Source organism: Bradyrhizobium sp., from assembly GCF_030654605.1.
In the GTDB taxonomy this organism is placed as follows: Bacteria; Pseudomonadota; Alphaproteobacteria; order Rhizobiales; family Xanthobacteraceae; genus Bradyrhizobium.
Genome location: NZ_JAURXB010000079.1, coordinates 64,802 through 77,683, shown reverse-complemented (window position 1 = coordinate 77,683; position 12,882 = coordinate 64,802). Strand labels below are relative to the sequence as shown.

The 12,882-nt window shown below is 64.0% G+C and carries 11 protein-coding genes; 8 read left to right on the top strand and 3 right to left on the bottom strand.

All coding sequences use genetic code 11. The features are described from left to right. Together eutC and Q7U29_RS08500 are read left to right on the top strand one after the other, a co-directional pair. A complete protein-coding gene (gene eutC / locus Q7U29_RS08505) occupies window positions 1–801 on the top strand; it encodes an ethanolamine ammonia-lyase subunit EutC (protein WP_304740382.1) in 801 nt (266 codons plus the stop codon). 201 nt (window positions 802–1,002) lie between these two features. Beyond that, window positions 1,003–3,351 carry an RND family transporter gene (locus Q7U29_RS08500; protein ID WP_304740380.1) on the top strand — a complete coding sequence of 783 codons (2,349 nt, stop codon included), beginning with the start codon at window positions 1,003–1,005 and terminating at the stop codon, window positions 3,349–3,351. An 81-nt stretch (window positions 3,352–3,432) separates the two neighbouring features. Here the strand turns inward: Q7U29_RS08500 and Q7U29_RS08495 are convergent, their stop codons facing one another. Then, the gene (locus Q7U29_RS08495; RefSeq protein ID WP_304740378.1) at window positions 3,433–3,936 is read right to left on the bottom strand and encodes a hypothetical protein; all 504 of its coding nucleotides are present in this window, start codon (window positions 3,934–3,936) and stop codon (window positions 3,433–3,435) included. 495 nt (window positions 3,937–4,431) lie between these two features. On the opposite strand from Q7U29_RS08495, the gene Q7U29_RS08490 reads away from it, so the two are divergent. The 6 genes from Q7U29_RS08490 to Q7U29_RS08465 all read left to right on the top strand — a co-directional run bounded on the left by Q7U29_RS08490 (window position 4,432) and on the right by Q7U29_RS08465 (window position 10,619). Further along, a complete protein-coding gene (locus Q7U29_RS08490; protein ID WP_304740376.1) occupies window positions 4,432–4,668 on the top strand; it encodes a hypothetical protein in 237 nt (78 codons plus the stop codon). 200 nt (window positions 4,669–4,868) lie between these two features. Beyond that, the gene (hpnC, locus tag Q7U29_RS08485) at window positions 4,869–5,747 is read left to right on the top strand and encodes a squalene synthase HpnC (protein ID WP_304740375.1); all 879 of its coding nucleotides are present in this window, start codon (window positions 4,869–4,871) and stop codon (window positions 5,745–5,747) included. Further along, a complete protein-coding gene (hpnD, locus tag Q7U29_RS08480) occupies window positions 5,744–6,583 on the top strand; it encodes a presqualene diphosphate synthase HpnD (RefSeq protein WP_304740373.1) in 840 nt (279 codons plus the stop codon). Before hpnC ends, hpnD begins: the two co-directional genes overlap by 4 nt. Continuing rightward, window positions 6,583–7,836: a hydroxysqualene dehydroxylase HpnE gene (gene hpnE, locus Q7U29_RS08475; protein WP_304740371.1), complete on the top strand. Its 1,254-nt coding sequence runs from the start codon at window positions 6,583–6,585 to the stop codon at window positions 7,834–7,836. Before hpnD ends, hpnE begins: the two co-directional genes overlap by 1 nt. 87 nt (window positions 7,837–7,923) lie before the next feature. Then, window positions 7,924–9,888: a squalene--hopene cyclase gene (gene shc, locus Q7U29_RS08470; protein WP_304740369.1), complete on the top strand. Its 1,965-nt coding sequence runs from the start codon at window positions 7,924–7,926 to the stop codon at window positions 9,886–9,888. Continuing rightward, window positions 9,885–10,619 carry a phosphorylase gene (locus tag Q7U29_RS08465; protein WP_304740367.1) on the top strand — a complete coding sequence of 245 codons (735 nt, stop codon included), beginning with the start codon at window positions 9,885–9,887 and terminating at the stop codon, window positions 10,617–10,619. The genes shc and Q7U29_RS08465 overlap by 4 nt, the downstream gene beginning before the upstream one ends. A 75-nt stretch (window positions 10,620–10,694) precedes the next feature. On the opposite strand, the gene hpnH is transcribed toward Q7U29_RS08465, so the two are convergent. After that, window positions 10,695–11,855: an adenosyl-hopene transferase HpnH gene (hpnH, locus tag Q7U29_RS08460; RefSeq protein ID WP_304740453.1), complete on the bottom strand. Its 1,161-nt coding sequence runs from the start codon at window positions 11,853–11,855 to the stop codon at window positions 10,695–10,697. Window positions 11,856–11,898: 43 nt separating this feature from the next. Further along, window positions 11,899–12,765 (bottom strand): 4-hydroxy-3-methylbut-2-enyl diphosphate reductase, encoded by an 867-nt coding sequence (gene ispH / locus Q7U29_RS08455; protein ID WP_304740451.1) that lies wholly within the window; start codon window positions 12,763–12,765, stop codon window positions 11,899–11,901. Between the last annotated feature and the right edge of the window lie 117 nt (window positions 12,766–12,882).

The following is a 12,882-nucleotide window of genomic DNA, read 5'->3' as shown; positions in this document are numbered from 1 at the left end:
ATGACCGTACCGGCACCGCCGCCCCGTTCGCTGCGGGATCTGCGCGACCTTACCCCGGCGCGCGTCGGCCTCGGCCGGGCCGGCGCCGGCCTGCCGACCCGGGCACTGCTGGAATTCACCCTCGATCACGCGCGTGCCCGCGATGCCGTGCATGCCGCCTTCGATGTGCCTGCCCTCGTCTCGGGCCTTGGCGGTCTCGGCCTCGAAGCCGTCGAAGTATCCAGTCGCGCGCGCGACCGCCGGGAATATCTGAAGCGTCCGGATCTGGGACGAAAGCTCGACCCGGCGTCGCAGCAGCTGCTGGCGAGCCGCCAGGCTGGCTCATGCCGGCTGGCCATCGTGATCGGCGACGGCCTGTCGCCGGCGGCGGTCAATGCGCACGCGGCGGCACTGGTCGGCAGCCTGATGCCGCGGCTCGCGGCGGAGCGCATTGATATCGGCTGCGCCGTAATCGCCTCCGGCGCGCGGGTCGCATTGGGCGACGAGATCGGCGCACTTCTCGGCGCGCGCATGGTGGTGGTGCTGATCGGCGAGCGGCCCGGCCTGTCGGCGCCCGACAGCCTCGGCGCCTATCTGACCTTTGCGCCGAGGCCGGATGTCACCGACGCCGAGCGCAATTGCGTGTCCAACATCCACGGCGCGGGGCTTGGTTACGATGAGGCGGCCTTGCGGATTGCCTGGCTGATCCGCGAGGGCCTGGCCCGGAGAGTCACCGGCGTCGCGTTGAAGGACGAGAGCGGTGGTCCGGCACCCCGGCGCATCGAAACCATTTCAGGCGGGCATGACAAATCCGTGATTTGAAGGCCATAATGGCCTGACGCGCGCGGTTTTAGCGCCGGGTGTGCGCTTGCGAGATCAGGGATAGACCTGCTACACCTCTCGCGGCTAATTTATCGCATGATTTCAACGGCTAGCGCCGATCAGACGCGGCCGATTCAGTCTCCTTCGCGCCCGACGAATTTAGGCTGGACAGATTGAGCCGATGTGAGAACTGGACAGGACATGCTGGAGAGAAATACCGCCGAGGCTGATGCGCAGATGCTGAAAAAGCCGCCGGTCAGCATCGCGTTCGGCCTGGAGCGCATGGGCCTGATCGCCATGCGCGCGCCGATCCTGTCCTGCATCATCCTGTTCGCGATGGTGATCGGCGCCGTGTTCGGCATCTATCGCATCAAGATCGACGATTCGCTCAGCCAGTTGTTCCGTTCCGATTCCAGGGAATACCGGCAGTACGAGGAAGTCACCAGGCGCTTCCCCTCCACCGAATTCGACGTGCTGGTCGTGGTCGAGGGCAAGACGCTGCTGCGCCGCGACAACCTGGAAAAGATCCGGGACCTGGTCACGGACCTGCAACTGGTCGAAGGCACGCGCGGACTGATCTCGCTGTTCTCGGCGCGTCAGGCGCCGGCGCCGGGCAAGCTGCCCGCGGCGCTGTTTCCGTCCGACCTGCCTGAGGGCGCCGACTACGACAAGTTCATCGAAACCGTCAAAACCAACGAGATCATCCGCGGCAAGCTTTTGTCCGAAGACGGCACGCTGGCGCTGGTCGTGCTCTCGCTGGAGCCGTCGATCGTCGGCAACAATGGCTTGAAAAAGACCATCGCCGAAATCCGCAAGATCATGGCCACGGATCTCGCCGATACCGGGCTCAGCAAGGAATTGTCGGGCGTTCCGGTGATGCAGCTCGAGATCCGCAACGCGGTCGAGCGCGACGGCCTGATCTACAACATCGCCGGCATCCTGGCGGGATGTCTGATCGCGATCCTGTTCTTCCGCAAGGTGTCGTTCATGATCGTGGCGGCGTTCCCGCCGCTGCTCGCCATTCTGCTGTCGCTCGGCATCCTCGGCTGGGCGGGGTTTCAGCTCAACATGTTCCTCAACGTGATGACGCCGCTGATCATGGTCATCAGTTTCTCCGATTCGATGCAGCTGACATTCGCCGCACGCGACCGTCTGCTGGCCGGCGAGGACCGCTTCTCCGCCTTCCGCAACGCCGTCCTGGTGGTCGGACCGGCCTGCGTGCTGACCCATGCCACCGCCGGAATCTCCTTCCTCGCGCTGCAGTTCTCGGATTCGGATTTGATCCGCACCTTCGGCGAGGCCGGCCTCGCGGCCACCATCATCGCGTTGATCGCGGTGCTGTCGCTGGTCCCTGTGTTCGGCGTGCTGCTGGTCCGCAACGAACAGGTCTTTGCCGCCAAATTCCAGGCGGCCGATGCGGGCGTCAACGCGCTGCGCGCTTTCTGCTACTGGATCGCGGTGCGCATGGTCGGCCGGCCCGGACTGTTCAGCCTGATCGCCGTGGTGTTCGTCGGCGGGCTCGGCGTGATCTACGCCAATCTCGAACCGCGCTACCGGCTGGCCGATCAGGTCCCCGACAAGCAGCAGGCGGTAGCGGCCAGCGGACGGCTCGATGCCAAGCTGACCGGCGCCAATCCGATCGACATCCTGATCGAATTCCCCAAGGGCGCGTCGCTGTATGCGCCCGAGACCCTGCAGGTCATCGCGGACGTTCATTCGATGGTCGAAACCCAGGCCGGCGTAGGCAACGTCTGGTCGCTCGAGACGTTGCGGCGCTGGCTCGCCGAGAAGGCCGGCAGTTCCGATGTCGCGACCTTGAAGGAATATGTCAGCGTGATTCCGGAGCATCTGGTCCGGCGCTTCATCGCGGCCGATCAGGATGCGGTGGTGGTGTCGGGCAGGGTGCCGGATCTCGATTCGAGTGCGATCCTGCCGGTGGTCGACAAGCTCGACGCCGCCCTCAACACGATCCGCAAGAAAAATCCGGGTTTTGAGATTGCCGTCACCGGCCTGTCGGCGATCGCGGCGCGCAACAGCGCCAACATGATCTCGAAGCTCAACCACGGGCTGACCATCGAGTTCGCGCTGGTCGCGATCTTCATCGGATTGGCGTTCCGCTCCTGGGTGGTGATGTTCGCCTGCATCCTGCCCGGCATTTTTCCGGTGGTGCTGTCAGGCGCCGTGCTGGCGGCGCTCGGTGAGGGGCTGCAATTCGCCAGCGTCGTCGCGCTGACGGTGTCGTTCGGCCTCGGCCTCAGTGCCACCATCCACTTCCTCAACCGCCTGCGGCTGGAGACAGCACCCGGCGTCGATGCGGCGCTCGCGGTCGAACGCGCAACCGTGCTGGTCGGTCCGGCGCTGATCCTGACCACGGTGGTGCTGGCCTGTGGCCTGGTCGTGACGGTGTTTTCCGACCTGCCGTCGCTTCGTCTGTTCGGCTGGCTCAGCGCCTTCGCGATGGTCGCGGCGCTGGTCGCGGATCTCTTCATCCTGCGGCCGACGGCGATGTGGCTGATCAATATGTCGCAGCGGATTCGCGGGACCCGATAACGGTTTCGCGCAAAGCTAAAGCCCGGTTCTCCATGAGAACCGGGCTCCATGGCTGTTTCGAGCGAAGCTGGAAGGCGGCCGTCAGCCGCCCTTCGACATCGTGATATTAACGCCCCTGATCTCGCCCTTGGAGCTGATCTGCACCGTCTGCTTGTTGCCGGTGGTCCGTAGCGTCACGGTGGCGGCAAATCCCGCAGCCTCGACGAACACCTCGATCTGGCCGCCGCCTGCAGTGCCCTGCAGATTGCCGAAAATATTTCGGCTTGCTTCGCTCCAGTTGCCCGAAATGCGATCACCCTGGCTGGTGACGTCGGTGTTCAATTCGAATTTGTAGCTGTCGCTGGCGCAACGGAGACTTTGCTTCAGACCCATTCCGGTGCCGTTGACATTATAGCTGGCCCTGCATCGGATGCGCTCGATCGTTCCGTCGGAGAGCGCGACCGTGCCGTTGCCGGACCACGATCCGCTGAATCCGGTAAATGGCCCCGATTGGGCATGGCCTGCCGACACCGACAGCATGAGGGCGGCGCCGATACCGGCAGCCTTGATCGCCTGTCCAAACAAGCCGGAACCAAACAACTTCATCGTGAATTTTCCCATTTAAAGTGACGTTCTGATACCAGAACTGTCGCGCCGCATCGAAGATTTAGTGTCGCCGCAGTGTGTTAGGTTCAAATGACAGGCTTGGCTGCGTCCTGCCGTTGCCCCTCACCGTTGGACCAGCCGCCAGCAAATACACAAGCCTGAGAACGCTGACGGACCGCATTCTTCGGCTCGGCGAAATCAAAAACATGACATATCGCCAAGATTCGCACTAAGCCATCTAGCTATTCGCCGGGCTCTCCTGCAACAGTCCTGGAGCGAAAAAGTTCTGCCTATAAATAAGGCTTCAATATCAAATAGTTACACTTTCCACCTGATTCCATCCCCTCGGGGGCTCCCGACTCGGGCCGCCGCAAATTTGGCCGCATTTACCAGTGCTTCTGACGGCTCGATACCGCGGTTCGCTGCGCCTGCAATCCGTCCTTGGCCCTTGGCTTTTAGGGATCGGAATTTCTGTTGCCAGAATGAAGGAAGATGATGCGTAAATTTCTCTTTGCACTCACACTCTTGTCGGTATCGGTTCCGGCCGCCGCCATCGCCCAGCAGCAGCGCAGCGGCACGGCGGAAGAGCAGGCGGCCTGTTCGCGCGACGTTCAGCGCTTCTGCCGTCCGGTCATCGATCAGGGCGACTTCACCATTCTGGCCTGCCTGCAGCAGAACCGTCCCAAGATCACCAAGGCTTGCGATCAGGTGCTGAAAAGCCACGGCCAATAAGACGGCTCGCGACCGCGCCAATCACCGCCGCAAACGCGGGCGGGGCCTCGTTCGGACGCGGTCTGAATTTGCGAGAAATCGCAGATAGCATTGGTTTTGGCGTCGTATTCCCCTATATGGGGTCCGCGATCGATACGCATGAGCCGGCCTTGCCGGCGCGGGCGTTTTAACCATGCCCAGATGAATGTAGCCAGTTCCTGATGACCCGTGCGAGCGAACTGCGGTCCGGCAAGACTCACCGCGATGAGAACTTTCCGGTGGCGTCCTGGATCATTCACCCGAGACACCGGGCGCTGATCCTTGCGTTCTACAATTTCGTGCGAACCGCCGACGATATCGCCGATCATGCCACGCTCGACGCGCCGGAGAAGCTCAGGCTTCTCGATCTGCTGGAAGCGGAATTGCTCGGCAAGGGCGATACCCAGCCCGAGGCCTTCAATCTGCGCCGCGCGCTCGCGGAACGTTCGATGCCGCCGCGCCACGCGCTCGATGTCCTGGTCGCCTTCCGGATGGACGTGACCAAGCTTCGCTATGAGAACTGGGACGAAGTCATTCACTATTGCCGGTACTCGGCGATGCCGGTCGGGCGCTTCATGCTCGATGTCCACGGCGAGAGTACCTCGACCTGGGCGGCCTCGGACGCGCTCTGCGCCGGCTTGCAAATCAACAACCACCTGCAGGACTGCGGCAAGGATTTTCGCGATCTCAATCGGGTCTATCTGCCACGCGATGCGCTCGCCGCTGCCGGCGCTTCCGTCGAGGAGCTTGGGCAGGCGCGGTCATCGCCGGCGCTGCTGCAATGCCTGCATGCGCTCGCGGTACGCACCGCGGCGCTGCTCGACGAAAGCAGATCGCTCAGCGCCGAAGTCAGGGACATCAGGTTGGGGTGCGAAGTCTCCGTGATCCAGGCTTTTGCCGACAAGATCGTCGGATTGCTGAAAGTGCGCGATCCGCTCAGCGAGAGGGTGCATCTCGGCGCGCTCGAACTGCTGGCCTACAGTCTCGGCGGCATCGCCAGCGAGATGGCCCGTCGCGCGGTGGGACGGCGGCCCGTGTCCAAACCGGCGGCCGGCGCATGACATCGGAGACCGTGGCAGCCAACGCGAGTGACGGGACGTCCGCGTCCGGCAGTTCGTTCTACGCGGCGATGCGCATCCTGCCGCGCGAGCAGCGCGAGGCGATGTTCCAGATCTATGATTTCTGCCGGCAGGTCGACGATATCGCTGACTCCGATGGCCCGCGCGATGCGCGGCTGGCCGCGCTGCAGCAGTGGCGTAACGATATCGACGCGCTGTATCGGGGCCAGCCGCCCGCGCGCCTGCGCGACTACGTGGCGTCGGTTCAGCGATTTGGGCTCGAGCGCGAGGATTTCCTGGCCATCGTCGATGGCATGGAGATGGACGTGCCGCAGGATATCAGGGCGCCGGATCTCGCGACGCTCGATCTGTATTGCGACCGCGTCGCCAGCGCGGTCGGACGGCTGTCGGTGCGGGTGTTCGGCCTCGCCGAGGCCGACGGCATTCAGCTTGCGCATCATCTTGGGCGCGCGCTGCAATTGACCAATATCCTGCGCGACATCGATGAAGATGCCGGCATCGGCCGGCTCTATCTGCCGCTGGAGGGATTGCTGCACGCCGGCATCACCTCGACCGATCCGGCCAAAGTCACGATCGATCCGGCGCTGCCGAAAGTGTGCGTGCCGCTGGTGGCGCGCGCGCGAACGCATTTCGAGAAGGCCGACGAGATCATGCGCCGCAACCCGCGGCGGGTGGTGCGCGCGCCCCGGATCATGTCGAAATATTATCGCGCGATTCTGGAACTGCTCGTTGCCAGGGGGTTCGCCGCGCCGCGTGCGCCGGTTCGTCTCAACAAGATGGCCCGTTTCCTTATCCTCCTGCGTTACGCGTTCATCTGATGCAAAAGATCGTCCATATCATCGGCGCTGGAATTTCGGGTTTGTCGGCCGCCGTGCGGCTGGCCAACGCGAATTACCGGGTGCACCTCCACGAGGCCACGCAGCAGGCCGGCGGCCGCTGTCGCTCCTATTTCGATGCGGCGACCAACCTCACCATCGACAATGGCAACCATCTGCTGCTCTCGGGCAACCGGGCCGCGGTCGAATATGCGAGGTCGATCGGCACCGAGGCGGGGCTGGTCGGGCCGAAGCGCGCGCAATTCCCGTTCGTCGATCTGGCGACCGGGCAGCGCTGGCAGCTCGATCTCGGCGAGAGCCGGCTGCCGCTGTGGATCTTCGACGAGGCGCGCCGTGTCCCCGACACCGGCCTGCGCGATTATTTGGCACTGATGCCGCTGATCTGGGCGGCGCAGAGCAAACTGGTCGGCGACGCGATCCCGTGCGATGGAACGCTCTATCAGCGGCTGGTGCAGCCGCTGCTGCTGGCGGCGCTCAACGTCGACCCGCCGGAGGGCTCCGCGGGGCTTGCCGGCGCGGTGGTGCGGGAAACGCTGCTGGCGGGGGGCCAGGCCTGCCGGCCGCTGATCGCGCGCGACGGCCTCAGCGCGGTGCTGGTCGAGCCCGCGATCAAGCTCCTGCAAGACAAGGGCGCCAGCATCTCGTTCGGACATGAGTTGCGTGAATTCGTGGCCTCGGCGGACCGCCTCGGTGAGCTGAAATTCGGCGACGACAGCGTTGCGATCCAGCCCGGCGACGCCGTGGTGTTGGCGGTTCCGCCACGCCCTGCCGCCGCGATGCTGCCCGGCCTGAAAACCCCGACCAAATACCGCGCCATCGTCAATGCGCATTTCCGCTTCGATCCGCCGAAGGGGCAGCCGGCCCTCCTCGGCGTGGTCGGCGGACTGGTGGAGTGGCTGTTCGCGTTTCCGCAGCGCCTGTCGGTCACCATCAGCAACGCCGACCGCCTGGTGGATATGCCGCGTGAGGAACTGGCGCAGGCGATCTGGCGGGATATCTGCAAGGCCGCGGGCGTCGAGGGCGAATTGCCGCCATGGCAGATCGTGCGCGAGCGCCGCGCCACATTCGAGGCTACCCCGGAGCAGAACGCGCAGCGGCCGGGCCCGGTCACGGCCTACAAAAACCTGTTCCTGGCCGGCGACTGGACTGATACGGGGTTGCCAGCCACCATCGAGGGATCGGTACGGTCGGGCAACCGCGCCGCCGATCTCGTCCTCGCCATGCGCAAGGGTTGATCGAAGCGCTGATCGCAGGCCTGACCGGGAAACGCGATACCTCGCGGTTCAGCGAGACCGGGCAGGGCAATATTGAGGTCGAGCAACATGCATTCAGGCAATAGATCAGTTGGCAATGAAAGCGCTGGCGCCCTCGAGGCGAGCATCGCATCTGCGACGCAGGGCTTGCTCGGCTACCGGCAGCCCGACGGCCATCTGGTGTTCGAACTGGAAGCCGATTGCACCATACCGGCGGAATATGTGCTGCTGCGCCATTACCTCGGCGAGCCCGTCGATTCCGTGCTCGAGGGCAAGATCGCAAATTACCTGCGCCGGGTGCAGGGCGCCCATGGCGGCTGGGCGCTGGTGCATGACGGTGCGTTCGACATGAGCGCCAGCGTGAAGGCCTATTTCGCGCTGAAGATGATCGGCGATTCCCCCGGTGATCCGCACATGGCGCGGGCGCGCGAGGCGATCCGTTCGCGCGGCGGCGCCGTCAACAGCAATGTCTTCACGCGTTTCATGCTGGCGATGTTCGGGGTGCTGACCTGGCGCAGCGTGCCGGTATTGCCGATCGAAATCATGCTGCTGCCGATGTGGTCGCCGTTCCATCTCAACAAGATTTCCTACTGGGCGCGGACCACGATCGTGCCGCTGATGGTGCTGGCGGCGCTGAAGCCGCGCGCCAAGAACGTCAGCGGCGTCGGCGTCGACGAGTTGTTCCTGCAGCCGCCGCATTCGATCGGCATGACCGCCAAGGCGCCGCATCAGAGCCCGGGCTGGTTCTATCTGTTCCGCGGCCTCGACGGCATCCTGCGGACGATCGAGCCGCTGTTTCCGAAGAAGCTGCGCGCCCGCGCGATCGATGCCGCGGTCGCCTTCGTCGAGGAACGGCTGAACGGCGAGGACGGCCTTGGCGCCATCTATCCGCCGATGGCCAACACCGTGATGATGTACGAGGTGCTGGGAAAGGGCCCGGACTATCCGCCGCGTGCCATTACCCGAAGGGGCATCGACAAGCTTCTCGTGATCGGCGAGCACGAGGCCTATTGCCAGCCCTGCGTCTCCCCGGTGTGGGACACCGCGCTGAGCTGTCATGCCCTGATCGAAGCCGGCAGCGAAGCGGCGCTGGCTCCGGCCAAACAGGGACTGGACTGGCTGAAGCCCCGGCAGGTGCTGGACGTCAAGGGCGACTGGGCCGTGAAGCGGCCCGACGTTCGCCCCGGCGGCTGGGCGTTCCAGTACAACAACGACTACTATCCCGACCTCGACGATACCGCTGTCGTGGTGATGGCGATGGACCGCGCCCGGCGCGCCAGCCACGATCCGGAATACGATGTCGCGATCGCCCGCGGCCGCGAATGGATCGAGGGCATGCAAAGCCGCGATGGCGGCTGGGCCGCCTTCGACGTCAACAATCTCGAATACTACCTCAACAACATTCCGTTCTCCGATCATGGCGCGCTGCTCGATCCGCCGACCGAGGACGTCACCGCCCGCTGCGTCTCGATGCTGGCTCAGCTCGGCGAGACCGCGCAAACCAGCAAGGCCGTCGCCGACGGCGTCGACTATCTGCGCCGGACCCAGCTGGCGGAGGGATCGTGGTATGGCCGCTGGGGGCTCAACTACATCTACGGCACATGGTCGGTACTGTGCGCGCTGAACGCCGCCGGCGTCGACCACCAGGACCCTGCGATGCGCAAGGCCGTGAGCTGGCTGCTGTCGATCCAGAACGCGGACGGCGGCTGGGGCGAGGATGCCATCAGCTACCGACTCGATTATAAGGGATTCGAGGGTGCTCCCACCACCGCCTCGCAAACGGCATGGGCCTTGCTTGGTCTGATGGCAGCGGGCGAGGTGGGGCATCCGGCAGTCGCGCGTGGCGTCGAGTACCTAATAGGCACACAGACCGAAAAAGGGCTGTGGGACGAGCAACGCTACACGGCAACAGGCTTTCCTCGGGTGTTTTATCTGCGCTATCATGGTTATCCGAAGTTCTTCCCGCTCTGGGCGTTGGCGCGGTACCGGAATTTGCGGAACACCAACAGCAAGGTGGTAGGGGTCGGAATGTGATTTTGGGGGCGGGGGACGACGCGTCCGCGGGTAATCCACTTGATCCGCGGCCGGTGCTGATTGTGACTGGATTGGTGCAGGAGGCCCGCATAGCTGCCGGGCCCGGCATGACCGTAATCTGCAGCAGTAGCGATCCCAAACAATTGCGGGCGCTGCTGACGGTTTTCGACCCATCGACGATCCGGGGCGTCATCAGCTTCGGGGTCGCGGGCGGACTCGACCCGAGCCTGAGATCAGGCGACGTCGTGGTGGCGACCGAGGTGCTGGCAGGCGATACCCGCTGGCTGGCCGGACTGGCGCTCAATGAAGAACTGATCGCCGGCGTGGCGCTGGGGCGCCGGCGCGTGGTCAGGGGCGGTCTTGCCGGCGTCGAACGGGTGGTTGCCGCCCGGGCCTGCAAAGCCGCGTTGCGCTCGGAGACGGGCGCTGCCGCCGTCGATATGGAAAGCCATATCGCAGCCGCCTACGCGGCCGAGTCCCGATTGCCCTTCGCCGCCCTGCGCGTCATCAGCGATCCCGCCAGCCGGGCCTTGCCGGCGCTGGCGATGGCCGCGATCAAGCCGAACGGCGATATCGACTTGCGCAAGGTGCTGAGCGGCGTGGCGCGCAACCCGCTGACGCTGCGAGCGCTGGTCTCCACCGGAATCGATTTCAATCGCGCGCTGAAGAGCCTGCGCGACACCCGGGGCTTTCTGCTCGGCGGCCAGGGATTCGCCACGGCGGAGCTCTGAACAACCGAAAGCTTGAAAAACGAAAACGGGGCGCGATCGGCATCGCGCCCCGTTTTCTTGTTGTCCGTAGCCGGTTCAGGCGGCGGTTGAAGCCTTCTGCTGCGCCTTGGCGGCAGCCGCCGCAGCTTCATCCTTGCGGATATCCGACAGTCGCTTCTGCACTTCCGCGGAAAAGATGTACTGAGCCGGACGCTGGTTATCGAGACTGATCTCGGGCGCCATCGGACCCGTGGTCCTGACGCCGCGCAGCGCCACCCACATCGCCTTCAACGGACTGGCCAGCGCCGCGTTCGCCGCGGTCGGCTCGTAGCCGCAATGCGCCATGCAGTCGGCGCACTTCTCGTACTTGCCGGTGCCGTAGGTGTCCCAGTCGGTGGTGTCCATCAATTCCTTGAAGGTCTTGGTGTAGCCTTCGCCGAGCAGATAGCAGGGCTTCTGCCAGCCGAAAATGTTGCGCGCCGGCATGCCCCACGGGGTGCACTCATATTCCTGATTGCCGGCAAGGAAATCCAGGAACAGGCCGGAATGCATGAAGTTCCACTTCTTGCCCTTGCCGAGCGCGAACACATCGCGGAACAGCTTCTTGGTCTTGGTGCGGTTGAGGAAGTGCTCCTGGTCGGGCGCGCGCTCATAGGCATAGCCCGGCGACATCGAGACGCCGACCCCGAGCTCGGTGGTGAAATCGAGGAATTTGGCGATGTCCTCGGCGGCATGACCGTCGAAGATGGTGGCATTGACGTTGACCGCGAACCCCTTGGCCTTGGCGGCCTTGATCGCCGAGACCGCGCGATCGAACACGCCCTTCTGCGACACCGCCTTGTCGTGGTGGTCCTTGAGGCCGTCGAGATGCACCGAGAAGAACAGGTAGGGCGACGGCTCGAACAGATCGAGCTTCTTTTCCAAAAGCAGCGCGTTGGTGCACAACGACACGAATTTCTTGCGCGCCACCAGGCCGCGGACGATCTCGCCGATTTCCTTGTGGATCAGCGGCTCGCCGCCGGGGATCGCCACCATCGGCGCGCCGCATTCGTCGGCGGCATCCCAGCATTCCTGCGCCGACATGCGGCGGTTCAGGATTGCGTCGGGATAGTCGATCTTGCCGCAGCCGACGCAGGCGAGGTTGCAGCGAAACAACGGCTCGAGCATCAGCACCAGCGGATAGCGTTTTCGGCCAAGCAGCTTCTGCTTCATCATGTAGCCGCCGATACGCATCTCTTTGAAGAAGGGTATTGCCATTGCCATTACAGGTTTCTTTCTGGACTCGAAGTAGAGAAATTGATCAGCCCGCAGTCAGTTCGGCCGGAAGCCGGAATTCGATATTTTCTTCCCGGCCCGGCAGCACCGAAACCTTGACCGGTCCGATCCGCCGCAGGGCCTCGATCACGTCATCGACCAGAACCTCGGGAGCCGAGGCGCCGGCGGTGATGCCGACGGCCTTGGCGTCTTTCAGCCATTCCGGGTTCAGCTCGCTGCCGTCGGCAATGAGATAACTCGCGACCCCGACCTCGGTGCCGATTTCGCGCAGCCTGTTCGAGTTGGAACTATTGGTGGCCCCCACCACCAGGATGACATCCACGAGCTTGCTGAGGTCCCTTACCGCAGATTGGCGGTTCTGTGTCGCATAGCAGATATCCCGGATGTCCGGGCCTTGAATATCCGTAAATCTGGCCTGAAGGGCGGCAATTATGTCTTTTGTGTCGTCCACGCTGAGCGTGGTCTGGGTAATATAGGCCACCGGGGTGTCCTTCGGCAGCGTCAGGCCGGCCACGTCGTCGACGTTCTGGACCAGGGTGACGGGGCCTGGAACCTGACCCATGGTTCCCTCGACCTCGGGATGGCCGGCATGGCCGATCAGAATCAGCGCCCGGCCTTTCGACATGTAGCGCTTGCCCTGGTTGTGGACCTTGGTGACGAGGGGGCAGGTGGCGTTGAGCACCGGAAGGCCGCGCACCGCGGCCTCCTCCTCGACGCTCCTGGCGACGCCATGGGCGCTGAATACCGTGACCGCCAGAGGAGGTACTTCCGACAGATCCTCGACGAAGATGGCGCCCTTGTTCTTGAGGCTTTCGACCACGTATTTATTGTGGACGATCTCGTGCCGGACATAGACCGGCGGACCGTATTTCTCGAGCGCGCGCTCGACGATCTAGATCGCGCGCACCACGCCCGCGCAAAAGCCACGCGGCTGCGCCAGATAAACTTTCATGGAATGCCCGTTACGCAGTTGCACCAAAATTACTCTCCAGGTCCGGCCAGCCCGGAT

Coding starts and splice junctions, on each gene's coding strand:
- eutC (WP_304740382.1), top strand. CDS start 1: ATGACCGTACCGGCACCGCCGCCCCGTTCGCTGCGGGATCTGCGCGAC.
- Q7U29_RS08500 (WP_304740380.1), top strand. CDS start 1,003: ATGCTGGAGAGAAATACCGCCGAGGCTGATGCGCAGATGCTGAAAAAG.
- Q7U29_RS08495 (WP_304740378.1), bottom strand. CDS start 3,936: ATGAAGTTGTTTGGTTCCGGCTTGTTTGGACAGGCGATCAAGGCTGCC.
- Q7U29_RS08490 (WP_304740376.1), top strand. CDS start 4,432: ATGCGTAAATTTCTCTTTGCACTCACACTCTTGTCGGTATCGGTTCCG.
- hpnC (WP_304740375.1), top strand. CDS start 4,869: ATGACCCGTGCGAGCGAACTGCGGTCCGGCAAGACTCACCGCGATGAG.
- hpnD (WP_304740373.1), top strand. CDS start 5,744: ATGACATCGGAGACCGTGGCAGCCAACGCGAGTGACGGGACGTCCGCG.
- hpnE (WP_304740371.1), top strand. CDS start 6,583: ATGCAAAAGATCGTCCATATCATCGGCGCTGGAATTTCGGGTTTGTCG.
- shc (WP_304740369.1), top strand. CDS start 7,924: ATGCATTCAGGCAATAGATCAGTTGGCAATGAAAGCGCTGGCGCCCTC.
- hpnH (WP_304740453.1), bottom strand. CDS start 11,855: ATGGCAATACCCTTCTTCAAAGAGATGCGTATCGGCGGCTACATGATG.